22 protein-coding genes are annotated in these 22,099 nt (G+C 70.4%); 3 read left to right on the top strand and 19 right to left on the bottom strand.

Annotated features, from left to right (window positions below):
- Nucleotides 1-5: 5 nt before the first annotated feature.
- The 13 genes from HJG52_RS01500 to pheS all read right to left on the bottom strand — a co-directional run bounded on the left by HJG52_RS01500 (nt 6) and on the right by pheS (nt 13,372).
- A complete protein-coding gene (locus tag HJG52_RS01500; RefSeq protein ID WP_171241811.1) occupies nt 6-818 on the bottom strand; it encodes a hypothetical protein in 813 nt (270 codons plus the stop codon).
- A gap of 1 nt (nt 819) precedes the next feature.
- Nucleotides 820-1,110 (bottom strand): hypothetical protein, encoded by a 291-nt coding sequence (locus HJG52_RS01495; protein ID WP_171241810.1) that lies wholly within the window; start codon nt 1,108-1,110, stop codon nt 820-822.
- 120 nt (nt 1,111-1,230) lie between these two features.
- Entirely contained in the window at nt 1,231-2,673 is a 1,443-nt protein-coding gene (argH, locus tag HJG52_RS01490; RefSeq protein WP_171241809.1) for an argininosuccinate lyase, read from the bottom strand.
- Nucleotides 2,670-3,182: an arginine repressor gene (locus HJG52_RS01485; RefSeq protein ID WP_171241808.1), complete on the bottom strand. Its 513-nt coding sequence runs from the start codon at nt 3,180-3,182 to the stop codon at nt 2,670-2,672. Before HJG52_RS01485 ends, argH begins: the two co-directional genes overlap by 4 nt.
- Complete coding sequence (argF, locus tag HJG52_RS01480; RefSeq protein WP_171241807.1) at nt 3,179-4,138, bottom strand: ornithine carbamoyltransferase; 960 nt, start codon at nt 4,136-4,138, stop codon at nt 3,179-3,181. The genes HJG52_RS01485 and argF overlap by 4 nt, the downstream gene beginning before the upstream one ends.
- On the bottom strand, nt 4,135-5,346 hold the full coding sequence (locus tag HJG52_RS01475) for an acetylornithine transaminase (protein WP_171241806.1): 1,212 nt from the start codon (nt 5,344-5,346) through the stop codon (nt 4,135-4,137). Before HJG52_RS01475 ends, argF begins: the two co-directional genes overlap by 4 nt.
- Nucleotides 5,346-6,338, bottom strand: a complete 993-nt coding sequence (gene argB, locus HJG52_RS01470) for an acetylglutamate kinase (protein ID WP_171241805.1) — start codon at nt 6,336-6,338, stop codon at nt 5,346-5,348. Before argB ends, HJG52_RS01475 begins: the two co-directional genes overlap by 1 nt.
- The gene (argJ, locus tag HJG52_RS01465) at nt 6,335-7,486 is read right to left on the bottom strand and encodes a bifunctional glutamate N-acetyltransferase/amino-acid acetyltransferase ArgJ (protein ID WP_171241804.1); all 1,152 of its coding nucleotides are present in this window, start codon (nt 7,484-7,486) and stop codon (nt 6,335-6,337) included. Before argJ ends, argB begins: the two co-directional genes overlap by 4 nt.
- Nucleotides 7,483-7,893 carry an ACT domain-containing protein gene (locus HJG52_RS01460; protein WP_171241803.1) on the bottom strand — a complete coding sequence of 137 codons (411 nt, stop codon included), beginning with the start codon at nt 7,891-7,893 and terminating at the stop codon, nt 7,483-7,485. Before HJG52_RS01460 ends, argJ begins: the two co-directional genes overlap by 4 nt.
- A complete protein-coding gene (gene argC, locus HJG52_RS01455; RefSeq protein WP_171241802.1) occupies nt 7,890-8,933 on the bottom strand; it encodes an N-acetyl-gamma-glutamyl-phosphate reductase in 1,044 nt (347 codons plus the stop codon). Before argC ends, HJG52_RS01460 begins: the two co-directional genes overlap by 4 nt.
- 55 nt (nt 8,934-8,988) lie before the next feature.
- Nucleotides 8,989-9,723 (bottom strand): SDR family NAD(P)-dependent oxidoreductase, encoded by a 735-nt coding sequence (locus HJG52_RS01450; protein ID WP_171241801.1) that lies wholly within the window; start codon nt 9,721-9,723, stop codon nt 8,989-8,991.
- Nucleotides 9,720-12,266 carry a phenylalanine--tRNA ligase subunit beta gene (gene pheT / locus HJG52_RS01445; RefSeq protein ID WP_171241800.1) on the bottom strand — a complete coding sequence of 849 codons (2,547 nt, stop codon included), beginning with the start codon at nt 12,264-12,266 and terminating at the stop codon, nt 9,720-9,722. Before pheT ends, HJG52_RS01450 begins: the two co-directional genes overlap by 4 nt.
- On the bottom strand, nt 12,266-13,372 hold the full coding sequence (gene pheS, locus HJG52_RS01440) for a phenylalanine--tRNA ligase subunit alpha (protein ID WP_171241799.1): 1,107 nt from the start codon (nt 13,370-13,372) through the stop codon (nt 12,266-12,268). Before pheS ends, pheT begins: the two co-directional genes overlap by 1 nt.
- 788 nt (nt 13,373-14,160) lie before the next feature.
- Here pheS and HJG52_RS01435 point away from each other — a divergent pair.
- Both HJG52_RS01435 and HJG52_RS01430 read left to right on the top strand, forming a co-directional pair.
- Entirely contained in the window at nt 14,161-16,809 is a 2,649-nt protein-coding gene (locus HJG52_RS01435) for a hypothetical protein (protein ID WP_171241798.1), read from the top strand.
- Nucleotides 16,806-17,510: an ABC transporter ATP-binding protein gene (locus tag HJG52_RS01430; protein ID WP_171241797.1), complete on the top strand. Its 705-nt coding sequence runs from the start codon at nt 16,806-16,808 to the stop codon at nt 17,508-17,510. The genes HJG52_RS01435 and HJG52_RS01430 overlap by 4 nt, the downstream gene beginning before the upstream one ends.
- Here HJG52_RS01430 and HJG52_RS01425 read toward each other — a convergent pair.
- The 5 genes from HJG52_RS01425 to infC all read right to left on the bottom strand — a co-directional run bounded on the left by HJG52_RS01425 (nt 17,498) and on the right by infC (nt 20,771).
- The gene (locus HJG52_RS01425) at nt 17,498-18,616 is read right to left on the bottom strand and encodes a sensor histidine kinase (RefSeq protein ID WP_171241796.1); all 1,119 of its coding nucleotides are present in this window, start codon (nt 18,614-18,616) and stop codon (nt 17,498-17,500) included. The genes HJG52_RS01430 and HJG52_RS01425 overlap by 13 nt on opposite strands.
- Nucleotides 18,617-18,626: 10 nt before the next feature.
- Complete coding sequence (locus HJG52_RS01420; protein WP_171241795.1) at nt 18,627-19,427, bottom strand: TrmH family RNA methyltransferase; 801 nt, start codon at nt 19,425-19,427, stop codon at nt 18,627-18,629.
- A 42-nt stretch (nt 19,428-19,469) separates the two neighbouring features.
- Nucleotides 19,470-19,847: a 50S ribosomal protein L20 gene (gene rplT / locus HJG52_RS01415; RefSeq protein WP_171241794.1), complete on the bottom strand. Its 378-nt coding sequence runs from the start codon at nt 19,845-19,847 to the stop codon at nt 19,470-19,472.
- A 76-nt stretch (nt 19,848-19,923) separates the two neighbouring features.
- Nucleotides 19,924-20,118 carry a 50S ribosomal protein L35 gene (gene rpmI / locus HJG52_RS01410; RefSeq protein ID WP_171241793.1) on the bottom strand — a complete coding sequence of 65 codons (195 nt, stop codon included), beginning with the start codon at nt 20,116-20,118 and terminating at the stop codon, nt 19,924-19,926.
- Nucleotides 20,119-20,195: 77 nt separating this feature from the next.
- Nucleotides 20,196-20,771, bottom strand: a complete 576-nt coding sequence (gene infC / locus HJG52_RS01405) for a translation initiation factor IF-3 (protein WP_240977146.1) — start codon at nt 20,769-20,771, stop codon at nt 20,196-20,198.
- 323 nt (nt 20,772-21,094) lie between these two features.
- On the opposite strand from infC, the gene HJG52_RS01400 reads away from it, so the two are divergent.
- Nucleotides 21,095-21,463, top strand: coding sequence for a DUF1844 domain-containing protein (locus HJG52_RS01400; protein ID WP_171241792.1), 369 nt, complete (start codon nt 21,095-21,097; stop codon nt 21,461-21,463).
- Here the strand turns inward: HJG52_RS01400 and HJG52_RS01395 are convergent.
- On the bottom strand, nt 21,424-22,053 hold the full coding sequence (locus HJG52_RS01395) for a carboxymuconolactone decarboxylase family protein (protein ID WP_171241791.1): 630 nt from the start codon (nt 22,051-22,053) through the stop codon (nt 21,424-21,426). The two genes, HJG52_RS01400 and HJG52_RS01395, sit on opposite strands and share 40 nt — an antisense overlap.
- Nucleotides 22,054-22,099: the final 46 nt, after the last annotated feature.

Raw genomic sequence — 22,099 nt, 5'->3', positions numbered from 1 at the left:
GCTCCTCAGTTGATGATGCGCAGGTCGGAGATGGTTCCGGACGCCACGAGGGCGATGTACGCGTCGGTGACGACCAGGCTGCCCAGCGTGACCCAGGCGAAGAGCATGTGCTTGGCGTTGAGCTTGCTCACCCAGCCCCAGGCCTTGTAGCGCAACGGATGCCGCGAGAAATGGTTGAGCCGCCCACCGATGAGGTTGCGGCACGAGTGGCACCCGAGCGTGTAGCACCACAGCAGGACCACGTTGGCCAGCAGGATGAGGCTGCCGAGCCCGATGCCGAACCCGCCGTCCTTGCCCTTGAACGCGTGGAACACGTCGTAGGTGTTGATGAGGCTGACGATGACGGCGGCGTAGAAGAAGTAGCGGTGGAGGTTCTGCATGACCAGCGGGAACCGCGTCTCGCCGGTGTACTTCTTGTGCGGCTCGGCCACCGCGCACGCCGGCGGTGACAGCCAGAACGAGCGGTAGTAGGCCTTGCGGTAGTAGTAGCAGGTCAACCGGAACAGCAGCAGGAACGGAAGCGTCAGCACCGCGAACGGGATGAGCGGCGGCCACTGCCCGAACGGTGTGCCGAAGTGGGTCGAGCCGGGTTCGCACGACGTCGACAGGCACGGCGAGGCGAACGGCGTGAGGTAGCCGTAGTCGGCGACGAAGTAGTCCTTCTGCATCGAGGCGCGGATCAGGCCGTACAGCAACCACGCCGTGAAGCAGATGAACGTGACGAGCGGCTGGATCCACCAGCGGTCGACCCGCAACGTGCGCTCGGGGATCTGTGCGCGTCCCGGGGCGTCGACGCCCCCGCTCAGGTCCGTGGCCACGTCACTTGCCCCTGGCCGGTCCGACGCCCTCGTCCTCGGTGTCGGCCCACATCGCCGGGTCGTAGTCCTCGTCCGGGATGAAGACGATCTCGCCCGGTCCACCCGCGCGGTCCTGCGACCCGACGCCGGCGGCACGCGCTACGAGGTCGACGTCGTCGGCGAGCCGCACGACGTCGTCGCGCAGCCGTTGGATGTCGATGGTGTTGCCGAGCTCCTTGGAGAGCGCGGTCACCGCCCGTCGGAGTCCGGCCACGTGGCCGGCAGCCGTGGTGAGGTCGTCGCTGACACCCATTCCGTCATCCCTTCGAACGCCGGTGTGGGTCGACAGTGACCCACGAGACCGAACCTAGCGAACGATCGGCGCGATGTCCTGCAAGGAACCGGGGTCTGCCCAGGTGCCCTCGGTATGCCGTCAGCGCACCTGGAGGGGTGTGTCCGCCCAGGCGCGGGCCGCCGTGGCCGCCTCGACCAGCCGCTCCCGCTGCTCACCGACCCGGGCGGGGGCGGTGCCGCCCTTGGCGTCCCGGGAGGCGAGCGAGCCCTCGACGGTGAGCACGCTGCGTACACCTGCAGTCAGGTGGGGCGAGATCGCGGTGAGGTCCTCGTCGCTGAGGTCCCACAGCTCGATCCCGCGCGCCTCGCACGCACGCACGCACGCGCCCGCCACCTCGTGGGCCACCCGGAACGGCACCCCCTCGCGCACCAGCCACTCGGCGATGTCCGTGGCGAGCGAGAATCCTTGCGGCGCAAGGGACTCCAGGCGGTCGGTGTCGAAGACCATGGTCGCGACCATGCCGCTGAACGCTGGCAGGAGCACCTCGAGGGTGTCGACGGCGTCGAAGACCGGCTCCTTGTCCTCCTGCAGGTCGCGGTTGTACGCCAGCGGCAGGGACTTGAGGGTCGTGAGGAGCCCGGCGAGGTCGCCCACGAGCCGCCCAGCCTTGCCGCGGGCAAGCTCGGCGACGTCGGGGTTCTTCTTCTGCGGCATGATGCTCGACCCGGTCGAGTAGGCGTCGTCGAGGGTGACGAAGCCGAACTCCTTGGTGGCCCACAGGACGACCTCCTCGGCCAACCGGGAGATGTCCACGGCGGTCATCGCCGCGACGAACGCGAACTCGGCGACGAAGTCGCGCGAGGCCGTGCCGTCGATGGAGTTCTCCACCGACGAGTCGAAGCCGAGGTCGGCGGCCACGGCCTCGGGGTCGAGGCCCAGGGACGACCCGGCCAGCGCGCCGGACCCGTACGGCGAGATCGCCGCCCGCACGTCCCAGTCCTGGAACCGCTGGACGTCGCGCAGCAGCGCCCAGGCGTGTGCCTGGAGGTGGTGCGCCAGGAGCACCGGCTGGGCGTGCTGGAGGTGGGTGCGCCCCGGCATGGCCACCTCGGGGTGCTGCTGCGCCTGGGAGACGATCGCGTCCACGACGTCGAGCACCAGGGCGGCGACCGAGCGGGCGTGGTCGCGCAGGTACATCCGGAACAGCGTCGCGACCTGGTCGTTGCGTGAGCGCCCGGCCCGCAGGCGTCCACCGACGTCGGCGCCGGCACGCTCGATGAGTCCGCGCTCGAGGGCTGTGTGCACGTCCTCGTCGTCGTCCGCGGGGACGAACGCTCCCGACTCGACGTCGGCAGCCAGCTGCCCCAGCGCGGTCAGCATCGCCTCCAGGGTCGCGTCGTCGAGCAGTCCGGCGCGGTGCAGGACGCGGGCGTGGGCGCGCGACCCAGCGATGTCGTATGCCGCGAGCCGCCAGTCGAAGTGGGTGGACTTGCTGAGGGCGGCGAGGGCGTCGGCCGGGCCGCCGGCGAACCGTCCGCCCCAGAGGCTGACCCGTCCGCCGTCGCTGCTGCCCTGCGTCACTGCTGCTCCTCCGTCGTGGTGCCCGCCAGCGCGAGCAGGTGGGCGGCGATCCGCCTGGAGGCGGGTGCGCCGGTGGTGATGACCATGATCGTGTCGTCGCCGGCAATGGTGCCGAGCAGGTCGTCGATGTCGGCGTGGTCGATGGCCGAGGCGAGGAAGTTGGCCGCCCCGGGCGGCGTGCGCAGGACAACCAGGTTGTGCGACGGCTCGGCGGTGACGAGCAGCTCGGCGCACACGCGGCGCAGCCGCGCGGTCACCTCGTCGGCCGCCTGCGCCGGACGGGCGGTGCGGTCACCGCCCTGTCCCGGCACGGCATACACGAGGGTGCGTCCGGAACGGACCTTGACGGCGCCCACCTCAACGAGGTCGCGCGAGAGCGTCGCCTGGGTGACCGCGATGCCGTCGCGGGCGAGGAGGTCGAGCAGCTCGGGCTGCGAACGCACCTCGGTGCGGCCGAGGATCTCGACGATCCGCTGCTGGCGGGCGGTGCGCGTGGCGGCGATGCTCATGCGTTGTCCGGCGCGGAGGCATCCGAGGCTTCGAGGAGGAACGACAGCAGGGCCTTCTGGGCGTGCAGCCGGTTCTCGGCCTCATCCCAGACGACCGACTGTGGGCCGTCGATGACGGCGGCCTCGACCTCGAAGCCGCGGTAGGCGGGCAGGCAGTGCAGGAAGATCGCGTCGGCGGCCGCCTCAGACATGAGCTGCTCGGTCACGGTGAACGGCGCGAACGGGCTTGCCGCTCCTTGCCGTTCGCCCTTCTGGTCCTCCATGCCCATCGAGACCCAGGTGTCGGTGATGACGACATCGGCGTCCGCGACGGCCTCCGCCGCGTCGAAGACCACGGACACGGACCCGCCCTGCTCCGCCGCGATCTCCTCGGCCCGGCTGCGGAGGTCGTCGCGGGGCTGGTGGGTCTCGGGGGTGCCGATGCGGATGTGCATGCCGGCGAGGGCACAACCCAGCAGGTAGGAGTGGGCCATGTTGTTGGCGCCGTCGCCGACGTAGGCGACGGCGAGGCCGGCCAGCTCGCCCTCGTGCTCGGTGATCGTCAGCAGGTCGGCGAGGATCTGGCAGGGGTGGAAGTCGTCGGTGAGGGCGTTGACGACCGGCACGCCGGCATACTCCGCCATCTCCTCGATCCGGTCCTGGCCGTGCGTGCGCCAGACGACGGCGGCGGACTGGCGCCCGATGACCCGCGCCGTGTCGGCGATCGACTCACGGGTGCCGATCTGGGCGAGCTTGCCGTCGACGATCATCGGGTAGCCGCCGAGTCCGGTGATGGCGCCCGCGAACGACACCTGGGTGCGCAGGGTCGGCTTGTCGAAGATGACGGACACCATGCGCGGGCCGTCGAGCGAGCGATCCGAGAACGGCGCACCCTTGAGCGCTGCCGCACGCCGCAGCACCTCCGCCTGCTCCTCGGCGGTGAGGTCGTCGTCGCGCAGGAAGTGGCGGACGCTCATGCGGTGGGCTCCTTGCAGGCGGCGGCGTCGAGGAGGGCGGGCAGCGCGGCGACGAACTCGTCGACCTGGGCGGTTGTGACGACGAGCGGTGGAGCGAGTCGGATGGCCTGGGGCGCAACGGGGTTGACGATGAATCCGGCGTCGCGAGCGGCGTCAGCCACCTTCGCGGAGACCGGCTGGGTGAGGGTGATCGCGCGGAGCAGCCCGGCGCCGCGGACGCCCTCGACGAGCGGGTGACCGAGCGCGAGCACGGCTTCGGCGAGGTGGTCGCCCACGACGCGCGCGTGGTCGAGCAGACCCTGGCTCTCGATGGTCTCGAGCACCGCGAGCCCGGCGGCGCAGGCCAGCGGGTTGCCGCCGAAGGTCGAGCCGTGCTGCCCAGCGGTGAGCAGGCCGGTGACCTCGGGACCGAACGTCACGAGCGCCCCGATCGGCACTCCCCCGCCGAGGCCCTTCGCCAGCGTGATGGCGTCGGGCAGCACCCCGGCCTGCTGGAACGCGAACCAGCTGCCGGTGCGCCCGACTCCGGTCTGGACCTCGTCGAGGACGAGCAGGGCACCGTGGGCCGCGGTCAGCTCGCGCGCGAGTCGGAGGTATGCCGGGTCGGCGGGCAGGACGCCCGCCTCGCCTTGGACCGGCTCGAGGAAGACAGCGGCGGTCTCGGTCGACACGGCAGCCCGCAGGGCCTCCTCGTCGCCGTAGGGGACGTGGGTGACGCCGGGGATGAGCGGCTCGAACGGCTCGCGGTAGGCCACCTTGTGGGTCAGCGCGAGGGCGCCCGTCGTGCGGCCGTGGAAGGCGCCCTCGGCGGCGACGATGCCCGAGCGGCCGGTGCGGCGGGACAGCTTGATGGCCGCCTCGATCGCCTCGGCCCCGGAGTTGGCGAAGAACACCCCGCTGCCCTCGGGTGCCCCAGCGACGGCCAGGATCCGCTCGGCGAGCTCGATCTGCGGGACCGAGGTGAACAAGTTGGAGACGTGGATCGCCTCGGCTGCCTGCTTGCTCACCGCGGCGACCAGCGCCGGGTGTCCGTGGCCGAGTGCGTTGACCGCGATGCCGCCGAGCAGGTCGAGGTAGCGCTTGCCGTCGACGTCCCAGACGTAGGCGCCGTCGCCGTGGCTCAGCACGAGCGGCGGGCGACCGAACACGCCCACCAGCGACGCGGCATACCGGTCGAGCAGCTGACTGTTCGTGGTGGCGTCACCCATCACGCGTCCTCTCGGTCTGTGTCGTTGCGGTCTGCGTCGTTGCTGTCGGGCAGGATCATGGTGCCGATGCCCTCGGAGGTGAACACCTCGAGCAGGATCGAGTGCGGCTGCCGGCCGTCGACGACGTGCGCCTGCGGCACGCCCTGCTCGACCGCGCGGATGCAGGCCTCGAGCTTGGGGATCATGCCCGAGTCGACCCGGGTGAGCAGGTCCCGCGCCCCGGACACCGTGAGGGATGAGAGCAGCGAGTCGCGGTCAGGCCACGCGGCATACACCCCCTCGACATCGGTGAGCATGACGAGCTTGTGCGCCTTCAGCGCGACCGCGAGGGCGGCCGCGGCGGTGTCGGCGTTGATGTTGAGCACCTGGCCGTCGGTGTCGAGGTCAGGTGCCACCGTGGAGACCACCGGGATTCGTCCGGCGTCGAGAATGTCTTGCACTGCACCGGGATTCACCGCGACGACGTCACCGACGAGGCCCAGGTCGACATCCTCTCCGTCGACGACGGTGCCGCGTCGCCGCGCGCCGAAGAGCCCGGCGTCCTCCCCCGACAGGCCGACTGCGACCGGCCCGTGCTGGTTGAGCAGCCCGACGAGCTCGCGCCCCACCTGGCCGGTGAGCACCATCCGCACGACGTCCATCACCTCGGGCGTCGTGACCCGCAGGCCGCCGCGGAACTCGCTCTCCAGCCCGAGCCGGTCGAGCATCGACGCGATCTGCGGACCTCCGCCGTGGACGACGACCGGCCGCAGCCCGGCATACCGCAGGAAGGCGACGTCCTGGGCGAAGGCGGCCTTGAGCGAGTCGTCGGTCATGGCGTTGCCGCCGTACTTGACGACGACGAGGGCACCCCTGAACTGCTCGAGCCAGGGCAGCGCCTCGACGAGGGTCTGGGCCTTGCCCTGCGCGACCCGCAGCGCGGCCTTGCCGATGTGGCCACGGACGGTGTTGGTGGAAGCGGTCGGGGGCGTGCTGGGCGCGTCTGGCGTCATGTCGAGTAGGCCGAGTTCTCGTGGACGTAGTCGTGGGTGAGGTCGTTGGTCCAGATGGTCGCGGTATGCCGCCCGGCGTGCAGGTCGATGACGACGCGGACCTCGCGCGGGGCCAGGTCGACGAGGGACCGGTCCTCACCGACGCCACCTGCGCGGCAGACCTGGACGCCGTTGATGGCGACGTCGAGCTGGTGGGGGTCGAACTCCGCGGCGGTCGTGCCGACCGCCGCGAGCACGCGCCCCCAGTTGGGGTCGTTGCCGAAGACGGCTGCCTTGAAGAGGTTGTTGCGGGCGACCGCCCGGCCCACCTCGAGGGCGTCGGGGACGCTCGCGGCGCCCACCACCTCGATGGCGATGTCGTGGCTGGCGCCCTCGGCGTCGCCGATCAGCTGGCGCGCCAGTGACGCGCAGACCTCGGTGACGGCGGCCACGAGGTCGGCGAGCTCCGGCTGCACACCGGAGGCGCCGGACGCCATCAGCACCACGGTGTCGTTGGTCGACTGGCAGCCGTCGGAGTCGATGCGGTCGAAGGTCGTCGCGGTCGCTGCGCGCAGGACGCCGTCGAGCTGCGCGGGGTCGACGAGGGCGTCGGTCGTGAGGACCACGAGCATCGTCGCCAGGGCCGGCGCCAGCATCCCCGCGCCCTTGGCCATACCGCCCACGGACCACCCGTCACGGGTCACCTCGGCCACCTTGGGCACGGTGTCCGTGGTCTTGATCGCGACCGCGGCGTCCGCTCCGCCGTCCTGGCTGAGGGCGGCGGCCGCGGCGTCGACGCCGGACAGCAGCTTGTCCATCGGCAACAGCTCGCCGATGAGGCCGGTGGAGCAGACCACGACGTCGCCGGCCGAGACGCCGAGCACCTCGGCGACGTGCTCGGCGGTGGCGTGGGTGTCGGCGAAGCCCTGGGCGCCGGTACAGGCGTTCGCGCCACCAGAGTTGAGGACCACGGCGTCGGCCCGACCGTCCTTGACTGCCTGTCGCGACCAGGTCACGGGGGCAGCCTCGACCCGGTTGCTCGTGAACACCGCGGCAGCGTGGTGGTCGGGCCCGTCGTTGACCACGAGGGCCACGTCAGGTGCGCCGCTGGCCTTGAGACCGGCGTTGACGCCGGCGGCCCGGAATCCCTGCGGGGTCGTGACGCTCACGAGGTGCCTCCGGAGAGCCGCGCGGGTGCGGCAGTGTTGCCGTCCCGCTTCCAGATCGCCATGGCCTCGTCGGCGTGGTCGGACTCGACGAGGATCCAGTCGGTGTCATAGGTCGACATGGCGAGGATGCTGATGCCTTGGGCCGCAAGGGGATCCAGCAGACCGGCCAGCACGCCGACGGTCGCGAAGTCGAGCGGTCCCGCGATCTCGAATGCCGTGAGCGGACCCTGCACGGTCGCCCCGTCGGGCACGGCGGCATACGCACAGACGACGGACGTCTCGCTGTCGGTGTAGGTGACCGACGCGAGCGGGCCGGTGCGCCAGTCGAAGTCCGGCTCGGCACCGGCCGGCAGCCGCACGAACGCGACCTCCTCGGCATGGCGCATCAGGTGGAGGGGAAGGCTCATGGTGCGACTCCGGCGATCGGGAGCCCGGTGGTCTCCGGGAGGTCGAGGGCGAGGTTCAGGCACTGCACGGCCGCGCCGGCGGTGCCCTTGGTGAGGTTGTCGACGGCGGCCACGGCGACCACCCGGCCGACGCGCTCGTCGAGCGTCACCTGCAGCTGGACGGTGTTGCTGCCCAGGACGCTGGCTGTCGACGGCCACTGCCCCTCAGGGAGCACGTGCACGAACGGCTCGTCGGCATAGGTGTCGACCCAGGCCTCGCGGACCTCGGCGGGCGTGAACGTGTCCCACGTGGGTGCCGTGCAGGTGGCGAGTATGCCGCGGGGCATGGGTGCGAGCGTGGGCGTGAACGAGACGCGCACGTCGTCGCCGGCGATGCCACTGAGGTTCTGCTCGATCTCCGGGGTGTGCCGGTGAACCCCGCCGACGCCGTAGGGCGACATGGCCCCCATGACCTCGCTGCCCAGCAGGTGCGGCTTGAGCGACTTGCCGGCGCCCGAGGTGCCCGACGCGGCCACCACCACGACGTCGTGCTCGGCGAGCAGGTGGTGGGCGTAGCCCGGCGCCAGCGCGAGGGTGGTGGCCGTCGGGTAGCAGCCGGGGACGGCGATCCGCCGCGTACCCCGCAGGGCGTCGCGCTGCTTGCCGGTCGCGCCCACGGCGAGCTCGGGTAGACCGTAGGCCCACGACCCGGCATACGGGGTGTCGTAGAAGGCGGCCCAGGCGGCCTCGTCCGTCAGCCGGAAGTCGGCGCCGCAGTCGATGACGACCACGTCGTCGGGCAGCTGCTCGGCGATGCTGGCCGAGTGGCCGTGCGGGAGCGCCAGGAAGACGACATCGTGACCCGCGAGGGTCTCGAGCGTCGTGTCGGTGATGGTGCGGTCGGCGAGCGGGGCAAGGTTGGGGTGGATCGCGCCCAGGGGCTGTCCAGCGCTGGACGCCGCCGTCACGGCACCGATCTCGACCTCGGGGTGCCCGAGCAGCAGCCGGAGGATCTCCCCGCCGGCATATCCGCTCGCACCCGCCACTGCTGCCCGCACCATGTGCATGAGCATACCGCCTCGCGCATGATCATGCACGCGTCGGTTGCGAGCGACCTCAAGTCAGGGGGTCGTCGTCTCCCCAGCGGATCAGCCCCAGCGTGCGGTCGGTCTCCGCGAGGCCCGCGCGGGCACGCTCCTCCAGCGACTCCGCCGTGTCGACCCCGACCCGCACCAGTCGTCCGGACCACGCGTCGAGCCGCCCTGACGCCAACGCGAGGAGGAGCTCCGCCACGTCGGCGGGGTCGGTCCACTCGGTGCGGTCGGCGTGCGCGCCCATCGCCTCGGTCATGTCGGTCCGCACCACACCCGGCGCGAGGTCGAAGGACCGCACCGGGCTGTCCGGGTCGAGGCCCGTGGCGGCGGTCAGGCGGGCCAGCGCCCCCTTGCTGACGTTGTATGCCGTGGCGATGTCGTCATTGCGGTAGGCCGCACCGGAGTTGATGTTGACGATGCGACCCGCACCCGCCGCGACCAGGTGCGGCCACGCGAACCGGGTCATGAGGTAGGGACCCCGGACGTTGACCTCGACCGTCCGCCACCACTGCTCGGGGTCGCTCTCGGCCAGCGACACCTCGGCGTCGATGACGCCGGCGTTGTTGACGAGCAGGTCGATCCGCCCCCGGCGGGCGACGATGTCGGCGATCCACGCCTCGACGGCATCCGGGTCGGTGACCGGCGCGACCGAGGTCGAGCCGCGCTCCACGGCATACCCGGCACCCTCGAGCGCGTCGGCGAGGTGGTGACCGATGCCCCGCGAGGCACCGGTCACCACCGCCACGCGCTGCGTCACCGCTGCACCGCGCCCGTGCGGCTGGCGGCTTCGGCGACGGCCCGGTCGCGCAGGGCCGAGACCTCGTCGGTGGTGAGGGTGCGGTCGTTCGCACGGAAGGTCAGCCGGTAGGCCAGGGACTTGCGGCCCTCCCCCACCTGGTCCCCACGGTAGGTGTCGAACAGCAGCACGTTCTCGAGGTCGTCGCCGGCGCCGGCCCGCAAGGCCTCCTCGACCTGGGCGGCGGTCACGGCCTCGTCGACCACCAGGGCCACGTCGGTGTGTGCCACCGGGTAGGTCGACAGGGCCACCGCGTCGACCGGGGTGCCCGTTGCTGCCACGAGCACGTCGACGTCGAGCTCACCGGCCACCGTCCGGGCGGGCAGCTCCAGCGCTGCAACGACCTTCGGGTGCAGCTCGCCGGCGTACCCCACGACAGTGCCGTCGGCGAGGGTGATGACGGCACACCGGCCCGGATGCCAAGGTGCGCGCTCGGCCGGCGCGACCTGGAGGTCGAGACCAACCGCACGGCCCACCGTCAGCGCCCAGGCGACTGCGTCTCCCGTGTCGACCGGACGGGCCGGGCCCCACGGCCCACCGCGCTCGGCGTCACCCGCCGCCGCGTAGGCGACGTGCCTCGGTTGCGGGGGCACGGCGGCATACAGCGCCTCGAAGGTGGCGTCGTCGGGGCGGCCGGCGACCCCCGGGACGGGCGCGGTGCGCGGCCCGCCCGTGCCGTCGGTGACTAGCCCCATCTCGAAGACGGCAACGTCACGCTGTCCACGAGAGACGTTGCGGCGCAACGTCTCCAGCAACGTGTCGAGCACCGACGTGCGCATCAGGGGCGCCTCGTCGGAGAGCGGGTTCGACAGCGTCACAACGGCCCGCCGGGGGTCGTCCGATGCGTAGCCGAGCTTGTCGAAGAGTCCGGCACCAACGAACGGGTAGCTGAGGACCTCCGAAAGTCCTTGCTGCGCAAGGGTCGTCGCAACAACGCGGCGGATGCGCTGGCCATGGGTGAGACCGCGTCCGGCGGACTTGGGCTGCGGCAGCACCGACGGGATCTGGTCGTAGCCGCGGACGCGGGCAACCTCCTCGACGAGCTCCGGCCCGTCGGTCAGGTCCGGGCGCCACGACGCCGGCAGCACCGAGACCACGTTGCCTTCGCCCTCGCCCACCTCACAGCCGATGGCGCGCAGGGTCGCCAGCACCTCCTCGCGCGGGTAGTCGAGCCCGACGTACCGCGTGGGCAGAGTGACGTCGAAGTCGAAGGGCTGACGCGCGGGCCGGTGATCGACGTCGGTGTATGCCGGGTCGGCCGTGCCGCCGCCGTGCTCCACGAGCAGGTCGACGGCGAGCTGCGCGGCCGCAGCGGTGACGTCGGGGTCGACGCCCCGCTCGAACCGGCGCGACGCCTCGGTGCTGAGGCGGTGCCGGCGGGCGGACCGGGCGACCGAGACCTGGTCGAAGTGGGCCGCCTCGATCAGCACGTTCGTCGTGCTCTCGCCGACCTCGGACGTGGCGCCACCCATGACGCCCGCGATGGCCAGCGGGGTGTCGGCGCCGTCGACGATGAGCAGGTCCTCGGGGTCCAGCGCGCGCTCGACGTCGTCGAGGGTGGTGAGCTTCTCGCCCGCCCGCGCGCGACGCGTGCCGACCGAACCCGACAGCGTGTCGAGGTCGAAGGCGTGCAGCGGCTGGCCCAGCAGCATCATCACGTAGTTGGTCACGTCGACGGCCAGCGAGATGGGGCGCATCCCCACCTGGGTCAGGCGCTTCTGCATCCACTGCGGACTGGTCGCCGTGGTGTCGACGCCACGGACCACCCGCGCGATGTAGCGGTCGCACCCAGCGCGCCCGTCGACGGGCGCCTCGTCGGTGAGGTGCACGGCATACCCGCCCTCGCCCGGCGCGTCCACGGGAAGCGCCGCCGGGTCGGCCGGGTCGCGGTAGGCGGCACCGGACGACAGTGCGTACTCGCGGGCGATGCCCCGCATCGAGAAGCAGTAGCCGCGGTCGGGCGTCACGTTGACCTCGACGACCTCGTCGGCGAGACCGAGCAGCTCGATCGCGTCGTCACCGGGCTTGAGGCCGGCAGCGGCCTCCGGCCCGAGCAGCTCGCCGAGCACGATGATGCCGCTGTGGTCCTCGCCGAGGCCCAGCTCGGCGGCCGAGCAGATCATGCCGTTGGACACATGGCCGTAGGTCTTGCGCGCGGAGATCTCGAACCCGCCGGGCAGGACACCGCCGGGCAGCACGACGACGACGAGGTCACCGGGTCCGAAGTTGTGGGCGCCGCAGACGATCTCCTGCGGCTTGCCCTCGGTGAGCATCTGGCCGTGCTGGCCGACGTCGACCGTGCACCAGTTGATCGTCTTTCCGTTCTTCTGCGGCTCGGGCTCGACCGTGAGGACACGACCGACCACGAGCGGCCCCTGGATGTCGCCGCCGTGCAAGCCCTCCTCCTCGAGGCCGACCCGCACGAGGGTCGCCGCGACGTCGGCTCCGGTGGCGTCGGCGGGCACGTCGGTGAGCTCGCGCAGCCAGGACACGGGCGCGTACATCAGATCTCCATTCCGAACTGCTGGGAGAAGCGGACGTCTCCCTCGACGATGTCGTGCATGTCGCCGACGTTGTGCCGCAACATGAGCGAGCGCTCGATGCCGAGCCCGAACGCGAACCCGCTGTAGCGGTCGGTGTCCACACCGGCGGCGCGCAGCACCCGCTGGTTGACCATGCCGGAGCCGCCGAGCTCGATCCAGCCGGTGCCACCGCAGGTGCGGCAGGACTGGCCGTCGAGCACGCCGGAGCCGCCACAAACCCAGCAACGGCAGTCGATCTCGGCACTCGGCTCGGTGAACGGGAAGTAGTTGGGGCGCAGCCGCGTCTCGATGCCGTCGCCGAACAACCGCTGCACGAAGGCGTCGAGCGTTCCCTTGAGGTGGGCCATGGTGATGCCCTCGTCGACGACGAGCCCCTCGAACTGGTGGAACACCGGCGTGTGCGTGGCGTCGAGGTCGTCGGTGCGGAACACCTTGCCCGGGCAGAGCACGTAGATCGGCGGCTCGTGCTCGAGCATGGTGCGCACCTGCACCGGCGAGGTGTGGGTGCGCAGCACCAGGCCGGACCCGGCAGGTTCGACGAAGAAGGTGTCCTGCTCCTGGCGCGCCGGGTGGTCGGCGCCGATGTTGAGGGCGTCGAAGTTGAGCCACTCGGCCTCGAGCTCGGGCCCCTCGGCGATCTCCCAGCCCATCGAGACGAAGATGTCCTCGACCCGCTCGGAGACCAGGCTGATCGGGTGGCGTGCGCCGAGCGGACGTCGGGGCACGCGCACCGTGACGTCGACGGCCTCCTCGACGAGGATGCGCTCGTCGCGCTCGGTCTCCAGCGCAGCCTGGCGCTCCTTGAGGGCCTGGCCGACGCGGCCGCGAGCCTGCCCGACGCGTTTGCCGGCCTCGGCCTTGGCGCTCGGCGGCAGGGCACCGATCTCACGGTTGGCGAGGGCCAGCGGGCTCTTCTCGCCCTGGTGGGCGAGCCGCACCGTCTTGAGGTCCTCGAGCGTCGTGGCGGCCGCGATCGCGGCCAGCGCGTCCGTCACCGCCTGCTCGATCGCCTCGGGGTCGAGGGCGGCGACCTCGACCGGGTCGTACTGCGTGTTGGGTCCAGACATCTCGTTCCACTTCGGGTCGGTGCGCGGCGCGCGCAAGTCTATGGGGGCGGTGGGATGCCTCCGGACGCGGAGTGGGTTGCCAGCGCAGCGGCAGTGGTATGCCGGGTGGTCGCCCTCAGCGCAGCGCGACGGCCGCGTCCGAAGGCGCGGTAAATCGCTGCTGGCGCGAGCTCATGGGTTGCAACGCTGCGACGTGCCATTGACTGGATCTGGTTGCTGTCCCCTGCCAGCAGCACCGAGTGCCGCAGACGCCGTGCTCTGCTCTTGTAAATCCAATCCTGGGGGGGATGCTGAGATTGCTGAGTGACATGTATCGCTCGCACTTGGAGGTGGGTTGAATGAAGAGAAGCATTTGGGTCGCGGGAGCGAGTGCGTTCGCTGCCATGCTGTGGGTTGCGACGCCAGCGGATGCCGTCACGATCAGCTTGACCCCGAGCAGCCAGTCTCGAGTCTATGGACAAGCAGCCACCTGGGGAATGGCGTGGGGCAACTCCTCGCCCTACACGGTCACGTTCAAGTACGGCGACGAGACTCAGTGGGGCCCCACCGCCGGCGTGACATATACGTCAGCGGGCTTCTCACACAAGTTTTACCCCTGCTCGCTCGTGACCTACGGGCAGACGGGCACGGTAGTCTCCGCAGGGCAAAGTGCGACGGCAACAGCCTCGACGAGGGTTGACGGCCGAGGAGCCTGCTGAGTCCGTGGATGTGTGTGCGTCCGTGGCCCAGTCGCGAGGTCGCTCGCGCATCGCTCTTGGTTGAACGACGCGGGGCAGCGAGGGATCCAAGTGCGGCGCTTGAGGTTGTGGCGGCTACATCAGTTCGCGGCAGACAGGGCCAATGTCGCACTCGTCGTCCTACTCGGCGGCGCGTGTGCCGCGACAGCTGGCCTCACCACCTCGGTTCAGGGCAACGTTTCGGCCCTGCTCGACAGGGACTGGCGCGCGTCGTACGACCTGTTGATCCTGCCGCCCGGTCAGGGTGACGCCTCGGCGACCCTCGGCTTCGTCGAGCCGAATTTCGTGACTTCCAGCACGTCACCCAGGATCACCGACGCCCAGGTGGACAGAATTCGGCAGATCTCTGGCGTCGAGGTCGCAGCACCAATCGGGGTGGTGGGTGCCGTCAGAACGATCGGTGTCAGCCCAGTATTCACAGCCCCCGCGAGCGCTAGCGGCGTCTTTCGGGTGGAGGCGTCCGTTACACGCTCGGGAGGGGGTATTACGCAGCCCGTCTACTCGACCTCCGGTTGCGCGGTCCTGGAACGGAGGTCGACACAGCCACCATCTCCACCGATAACCACCTTCCAGGACATCCTTCCCACCGACCTCGGATCCAGCATCTACCTGGCACCCCTGCCAGCCATTCCCGCAACGGTATTGGCCGTCGACCCTGCCTCGGAGCAGGCCCTGCTTGGCGATGCTGGCCAGTTCTTGGACCCGCTCATTCGGCTGCCTGCCGGCAACCGGCAGGCAGCAGACTTTGCGAGCGGGTCGGTGCCAGACCGCTTCGCGTTCGAGCGTGACGTGTTGAGTTCGTTGAAGCTGAGCGACAACCCCACAGACCGTCAGAAAGCGGTCGTTCCCCTGGTCGTGCTGGACTCGCCCATGGCCCCCACTCCGCTGGTAGCCACATTTCAAAGGCTGAATGCTGGAGAGGCCACCCCTGCGGGTGAGGCCGAGTTGGGCGCAGTCTGCGCACAACCGAAGAAGTTCGAGACGGTCGGTACGGCGCGCGTCGAGGCTGGGGGGTCGCTCCGACCATTCGAGCGGGGACAAGTGCTGATTCCGTGGCCTGGCCAAACGTCGGCGCCCGACCCCGGACCGCTGAGCCGGGTAGCAGCAGATGTGCGGCCCAGCGTGACCACGGGCGGCACATATACCCCGACCGGTGGCGGCTCCCCCTTGCGGTTCACGATAAAGCCTCTGGGCGTGGTGTCGGTTTCCTCCCTGGGATCTCGACAGGGCGGCAGTCCACCCACGGCGGCCAACTACGGCAACGAACGCGCCTACAGAGAACTGGTGGCCGCCGAGGGAAGCCCGCTCCCCGCAGGGCAACAACCAGACAGCAGTTACGCGGTGGCGCCTGTGGGTTCGGGGACTCTGCAAGCCATTGCCCCACTCGCGACATCGGCGGCATACGTCCCCTTGGGTGGCTACGACCCAGCGCCCATGACCAACGCAGCGGAATCCACGAAGGGGGCTGTCCCCCCATCCCTGAGCGGCGAAGGCTTGGTTGCCGGGAGCCCTGGTGCCGTAACAGACCTTGCCGGAGGCCGCGCGCTACGCGGGACGAGCCCCATCGATGCAGTGCGCGTGCGATTGAGCGGGGTCACGCGCTTCGGCCCCGATGCCAGGAACCGCATCGAGCAGGTTGCCGCGCAAATTGCCTCTATGGGGCTGTCAGTGAGGGTAGTCGCGGGCTCCAGCCTTGAGCCGGTCAGACTCGACGCTCCCTCATTCTTCGGCGTGGCGGCCGGGCCGAGTTCAGACGGAGGGGCCACGCGAGCTGACGACGAGTTTTCCGGTTCTCAGGAATGGACGAGCCTCGGCGCTGCCCTCAGGGTCTACGCGGCGCTGTCGGAAGGGACGCGAGCGCTTCTTGGGCTAGCCATTGCCAGTTTGGCTGTCCTGGGGGCCATGGGTGCGGCCATGCGCATCCCCGTGCGACGTTCTCAGGTCCAGACACTGGTCGGCCACGGCTGGACGCGCGCCAACGTTCGGAACCTTCTGTTGGGCGAGGCTGCCTTAGGGGCGGGTGTGATGCTGCTCGTCAGCATCGTAGGCGGACTCTCGGCCGGTTTTACGCAGATGCAAGCGCTCGTCACCGCGACACTGCTGGTGGCTTACGGCTTGAGTGCGACCCTGACCACCTGGATGGCTCTCCGGGCTCGGACGTCTCCTCGTAGGCGCACGGCGCGAGTTGTCCGCACCTCCCCGCGAACGGTCGCATGGGCAGAGGCCCGTCCGCTGATTGGACCGCTGACCGCGCGAGCGGCGGCTGTGGCCGCGGCGGCCGGCTGCCTTACAGCAGCCGGTGGACGGATCCTCAGGGCCGCCAGGGACGCGGGCCTGTCGCGCATAGCCACCGCCGTCGTGGGCGTGGTGCAGCCACAGCAGTGGCTCCTGCTTGCGATCATCCTCTCAACTGCCCTTGCGGCCGCGCTGATCGCGGGGGACGTGATTTGTCGTGCTCGTCGGCGCTCGCTTTCAATTCTCCGCGCGTGCGGGTGGACCCAGGCGCAGCAGGCCGCCGTCCTCGATCCGCCGTTCTGGGCGTTCCTGGCCCCGACGATTGCCGTCGCCGGTGTCGTCTTCTGGTTGGTAGATCCCGGGCGCAACCCTTGGGCGTACGCTTGGCCGATCACCGTCTGCCTCCTGCTCACTGTTCTCGTCCACGTGAACGACCGACGAACTGCGACAGGGGTGCCCCGATGACAGCGAGCACAGAGCCCGGCCTCATCTGCACCCCCACCCTCACCCTCGAGCAGATCTATCTCGCATACGGGGAATCGCGTCGGCCCACCATCGTGCTCGAGGGCGTCAGCCTTGCGGTCTCTCCAGGTTCCATGGTCTGCGTTGCGGGACGGTCGGGAAGTGGCAAGACCACACTGCTCAAAGTCGCCCACGGCGCACTGCGCCCAGACACCGGGCGAGTGCTTTGGGAGGGCGAAGACATCGCTCCCTTCTCTTCAGATCAACTCGCGCTGAAGCGACGGAACCTCGTTGGCTATGTGCCGCAGGATTCTGGCCTCATCGAGACTATGACAGCGTTTGAGAACGTGCTGGTCCCGCGCATGCCAGAACGGCTCTCCCGAAAGGATGTCGACCGCGCGCGGATGCTCATGGCAGACCTGGGGCTCCGGGGGCGCGAGAACCATCGACCCAACGCCCTCTCCGGCGGGGAACGACAAAGGGTGGCTCTGGCTCGGGCCCTGATCAACGACCCGGCCATAGTCCTGGCAGACGAACCCACTTCGGGCCTGGACCGAAGCACGGCAGACCGCGTCATCGACATCCTTGTCGACGTCGCCAAGGACCGTGCCGTACTGGTGGCCAGCCATGACCCCGGGCTTATCATTGCGGCGCAGCTGACCCACCAGATGGAAGCGCTCGCGATCGCACCTCAGCCGAGGTAGTCCGGTGGCTGGCTGGGCAGGCTGAGCCGGAACTGGGCGCCCCCGCCCGGCGCGGACTCGGCGAGGACCTGGCCACCGTGGGCCTCGACGAGGCCCTTGACGACGTAGAGGCCAAGACCGGTGCTGCCGCGCCCCGATCCGTGCCAGAACCGCGTGAACACCAGGGCCCGCTGCTCGTCGGGTATGCCGCGCCCCTCGTCGCTGATGAGCAGCTCGACCCCCTCCTCGCCGCGCCCCTTGGCGGCCATGGCCGCGAGGGCGTCGGCCGATGCGGGGCGGGCCGCCACGGTGACCGTGCCGTCGCCGTGGCGGATGGCGTTCTCCATGAGGTTGGACAGGATCTGGTCGAGCCGGTCGGGGTCGGCCCACACCTCGGGCAGGTCGTCGGCCACCTCGATGCGGAACCGGTCGGGCTCCAGACCGCTCGCCACGGCGCGGTCGACGTGGCGCTGGAAGACCAGCTCGATGTCGACCGGCAGCGGACGGATCTGCAGCCGTCCGGCGTCGATCCGCGAGACGTCGAGCAGCTCGGTGATGAGCCGGGTGACGCGGTCGGCGTCGGCCTCGATCGTCTCGAGCATCAGCCGCTTCTGCTCGTCGGAGAAGCGCTCCCACCGCTTGAGCAGGGTCGCCGTGAAGCCCTTCACCGAGGTGAGCGGTGAGCGCAGCTCGTGCGCCACGGTCGAGATGACGGCGGCGTTCTCGGCCTCCACGCGACGCCGGTGCATGCCGTCACGCATGAGCACGGTCACGCGGCTGACCGGCTCGCCGCGGGCCGGCCGCAGGTACTTCGCGGTCACGAGGACCTCACGGCTGTTGTGCCGCATCATGAGCAGGCGTTCCCGGTGCCCGGTGCGGATCGCCAGGCCGCCCCAGGGGTTGGTCGTCTGCCACCACGAGGACCCGTCACCGTCGAGGAGGTCGACCGCCTCGCGCACGTCCTGACCCTCGAGCTCGGCAGCCGGAAGACCGACCAGCTCGGCCGCCCTGCGGTTGACGAAGATGATCCGTGCGTCGGAGTCGGCGGAGATGAAGCCGTCCGGGATGAGCTCCGCCGCGACCCGGGCAGCCCGCTCGTCGAGCACGTCCTCCGGGCGGTAGTCCATGCCACGGACCCTAACGGTTCTGGGCTCCGGCCGAGGCGTAGAGGCAGACCGTGGCGGCCATCGCGAGGTTGAGCGACTCGGCCTTTCCCCAGATGGGGACGCGCACCACTTCGTCGCACAGTGCGCGGGTCTCCTCCGGCAACCCCCACGCCTCGTTGCCCATCACCCAGGCATGCGACGGCGTCAGGTCGACGTCACCGAGCAGCCGTTCGCCGGCGCCGTCGGCGGCGAGGACGCGTATGCCGTCCGCGCGCAGCCGCGCGACCGTCGCCTCGATGTCGAGGCCGGTCACAACCGGTAGATGGAACAACGAGCCCACGGTCGAGCGGACGACCTTGGGAGAGAACACGTCGACGGACGCCTCCGAGACCAGCACCGCCGCCGCGCCGGTGGCGTCGGCGCCGCGGATGACGGTGCCGGCGTTGCCGGGGTCGCGCACGTTGGTGAGCAGCACCAACAGGCGCGGGCCCTCCGCGAGGACGGCGTCCAACGACGACTCGGGCACGCGGCATACTGCGGCAACACCCTGCGGCGCGTCGGCGTCGCACATGGCGGCGAGCACCTCGTCGCTCACCTCGTGGACGAAAAGCCCCGCGGCAGTAGCAGGTTCGACGATGTCGGCGGCATACCGCCCGGCCGCTCCAGGGGTGACATAGACGTCGACGACGAGGTCCGGGCGCCACCGCACCGCCTCGCGAACGCCCTGGGGACCTTCGACGAGGAAACGCCCCGTCTTCTCACGCACCGAGCGCCGGGACAGGGCCCGGACCGACTTCACGCGATCGGATCGCGGATTGGTCAGTGCGGCCATGTCCCGGCGCTCTGGTGTGGTGCGGCGCGAGCCGGTGTCGGCTCAGGCGCTGGCGTCGGCGGTCGCCGGCACGTTGGCCTTGGCGATCTCGACGAGCGCGGCGAACGCGGCCTCGTCGTTGACGGCGAGCTCGGCGAGCATGCGACGGTCGACCTCGATCTCCGCGGCCTTGAGGCCCTGGATGAAGCGGTTGTAGGTCATGCCGTTGGCGCGGGCGCCGGCGTTGATCCGCTGGATCCAGAGGCGACGGAAGTCACCCTTCTTGGCCCGACGGTCCCGATAGCTATACCCGAGGGAGTGGGTGACCTGCTCCTTGGCCTTGCGGTAGAGCCGCGAGCGCTGCCCGCGGTAGCCGCTGGCGCGCTCGAGGACGACCCGGCGCTTCTTCTGGGCGTTGACCGCCCGCTTCACGCGTGCCACGTGAGTTCTCCTTGCTTGGTTGTACGACCGGAGGCTGCTTTGGCTGAGCCCGGTGCTGCTGGTGGGTGGGCTCGGCTCAGCGGCCGAGGAGCTTCTTGACCTTCTTGGCGTCCGCCTTGGCGACCTCGACGTCGTTCGCGATCGAGCGCATGTACTTCGAGGACTTGTGCTCGAGCAGGTGGCGGCCGTTGGTCTGCTCGCGCATGACCTTGCCCTTGCCGGTGATCCGGAAGCGCTTCTTGGCGCCCGAGTGCGTCTTGTTCTTCGGCATGGCTGCCGATCTCCTTCGTGTCTGACGGCGGGCCGTCGTGGGTGGTGGTGCTGGTGTCGTGCGAGTGCTGGGGCCGGTCAGCCGGCGGTGGTGTCGCCCTCGGCCGGCGCGGCGGCGGGCTCGGCAGGCTCGGTGCCCTCGGCGGCCTTGTCGGCGCCGCGGGCGCGGCGCTGCTCGGCCTTGGCCTCGGACTTCTTCTTCGTCGGGGCCAGCACCATGATCATGTTGCGGCCATCCTGCTTGGGGGCCGACTCGACGGTGCCGAGCTCGATGACGTCCTCGGCGAGGCGCTGCAGCAGCCGGAAGCCCAGCTCGGGGCGGGACTGCTCGCGGCCGCGAAACATGATCGTCACCTTGACCTTGTCACCGCCCTTGAGGAACCGCTCGACGTGGCCCTTCTTGGTGCCGTAGTCGTGCGGGTCGATCTTGGGGCGGAGCTTGATCTCCTTGATGACCGTGTTGACCTGGTTCTTGCGTGCTTCCCGCGCCTTCATGGCGGCTTCGTACTTGAACTTGCCGAAGTCCATGAGCTTGGCGACCGGAGGCTTGGCCATCGGGGCCACCTCGACGAGGTCGAGGTCAGCCTCGGCAGCCAGTCGCAGCGCGTCCTCGACGCGGACGATGCCGACCTGCTCTCCGTTGGGGCCAACCAACCGCACTTCCGGGACCCGGATGCGGTCGTTGATGCGAGGCTCGCTGATGGTGTGTCTCCTTGTGCTGGCGAACTGGTCAGTGGCCGCAGCAACGAGAAAAGGCTTCCCGTCGCCGTTGCGTGGGAAGCCTCACCTGATCCGTGGTGAGGGTCGCGTGCTGCCGGTATGCCGCGTGGCTGGACCCCACGGCATACTCACCATTGCGTTTCCTCACCGAACCCGGCGACCTGTGGAGCTGGCGGTCGACGCGGGTGGAAGCTGGTGCTGCTTCTCTTGCACACCGTGCCCGAGGGCGCGGCCGGTCGATCTGAAAGGGTAGCAGTGTGAGCACGCAATCACCCAATCCCCGGCCTGCGAACGACGCAGCCTCCGCCGCGCGTGACATCGCCGAGGTGCCCGCCGTCGAGGTCATCACGACCGCCGCCATCCACCTCATGTCGGCCGCGGCGGTCAAGTGCGGGCTGGCCGAGGGCCCGGATGCCCAGGACCACCTCGACCTCGACGAGGCGCGGCGGCTCATCACCGCCCTGGCCGGTCTGGTCACCGCCGCCGCCCCTGACCTGGGGAGCCAGCACGCCGCTCCCCTGCGCGACGGACTGAAGTCGCTGCAGCTGGCCTTCCGTGAGGCGTCCGTCGTGCCCGACCCGCCCGGTCAGGGCCCGGGCGAGAAGCTCACCGGCTCGGTCGTCTGAGCCTGCCCGGCGATCGGGCGCCCGACGGTCAGGGCCGAGCGCATCGGCTCGGGCAGGGCGCCCAGCTCGGCGTCCGGCTCGGCACCGAGGCCGTCGAGGAGCGTGGCGAAGAAGCACCGCGCCGCCACGGCCGCCGCGACGAGGAAGATGTCACGGTCGCCGAGCCCGAGGGTGCGCAGCCGGTCCACCTCCGCCCGGGTCACGCTCGCAGGGTCGAGGGCCACGTGGCGGGCGTACTCCATCAGCGCCAGGTCGAGCTCGTCGGCCGGGTCGGGGCGGTCGGCACCGGCGAGCCCGGCGACCTCGTCCGGGGTGTGGAACAGGTCGGCGAGGAACTTGCCGTGGGCCAGCGAACAGTAGCTCGAGCCGCGCGCCTGGGCTGCCGCCAGCGTCACGAGCTCGAAGCGGCGCCGGTCCATGGCGCCGCGGATCGAGCCCACGAGCTGGCGCCACGCAGCCATGACCGCGGGCTCGTGGCTGAACAGCTCCGCATAGTTGGGCAGGTACCCCCACGACTGGCGCTCCGCGGCATACAGCTGCTCCACCGCGGGCTCCTTGGGCACTGCTCTCGCCGGCTCGATGAATGACACGACCCACCTCCGCCCCTGAGGATCCACGAGCGTGGGGTCCGGCGCC

This window comes from Knoellia koreensis (assembly GCF_013041615.1).
Taxonomy (GTDB): domain Bacteria; phylum Actinomycetota; class Actinomycetes; order Actinomycetales; family Dermatophilaceae; genus Pedococcus; species Pedococcus koreensis.
The sequence above is the reverse complement of the archived record's forward strand: the minus strand, read 5'-3'. Positions and strand labels throughout refer to the sequence as shown.

Excerpts from the sequence above, each read along its gene's own strand:
- HJG52_RS01495 (WP_171241810.1), bottom strand. The coding sequence starts at position 1,110 with ATGGGTGTCAGCGACGACCTCACCACGGCTGCCGGCCACGTGGCCGGA.
- HJG52_RS01485 (WP_171241808.1), bottom strand. The coding sequence starts at position 3,182 with ATGAGCATCGCCGCCACGCGCACCGCCCGCCAGCAGCGGATCGTCGAG.
- argF (WP_171241807.1), bottom strand. The coding sequence starts at position 4,138 with ATGAGCGTCCGCCACTTCCTGCGCGACGACGACCTCACCGCCGAGGAG.
- HJG52_RS01475 (WP_171241806.1), bottom strand. The coding sequence starts at position 5,346 with ATGGGTGACGCCACCACGAACAGTCAGCTGCTCGACCGGTATGCCGCG.
- argB (WP_171241805.1), bottom strand. The coding sequence starts at position 6,338 with ATGACGCCAGACGCGCCCAGCACGCCCCCGACCGCTTCCACCAACACC.
- HJG52_RS01460 (WP_171241803.1), bottom strand. The coding sequence starts at position 7,893 with ATGAGCCTTCCCCTCCACCTGATGCGCCATGCCGAGGAGGTCGCGTTC.
- argC (WP_171241802.1), bottom strand. The coding sequence starts at position 8,933 with ATGGTGCGGGCAGCAGTGGCGGGTGCGAGCGGATATGCCGGCGGGGAG.
- pheT (WP_171241800.1), bottom strand. The coding sequence starts at position 12,266 with ATGTACGCGCCCGTGTCCTGGCTGCGCGAGCTCACCGACGTGCCCGCC.
- pheS (WP_171241799.1), bottom strand. The coding sequence starts at position 13,372 with ATGTCTGGACCCAACACGCAGTACGACCCGGTCGAGGTCGCCGCCCTC.
- HJG52_RS01430 (WP_171241797.1), top strand. The coding sequence starts at position 16,806 with ATGACAGCGAGCACAGAGCCCGGCCTCATCTGCACCCCCACCCTCACC.
- HJG52_RS01425 (WP_171241796.1), bottom strand. The coding sequence starts at position 18,616 with ATGGACTACCGCCCGGAGGACGTGCTCGACGAGCGGGCTGCCCGGGTC.
- HJG52_RS01420 (WP_171241795.1), bottom strand. The coding sequence starts at position 19,427 with ATGGCCGCACTGACCAATCCGCGATCCGATCGCGTGAAGTCGGTCCGG.
- rpmI (WP_171241793.1), bottom strand. The coding sequence starts at position 20,118 with ATGCCGAAGAACAAGACGCACTCGGGCGCCAAGAAGCGCTTCCGGATC.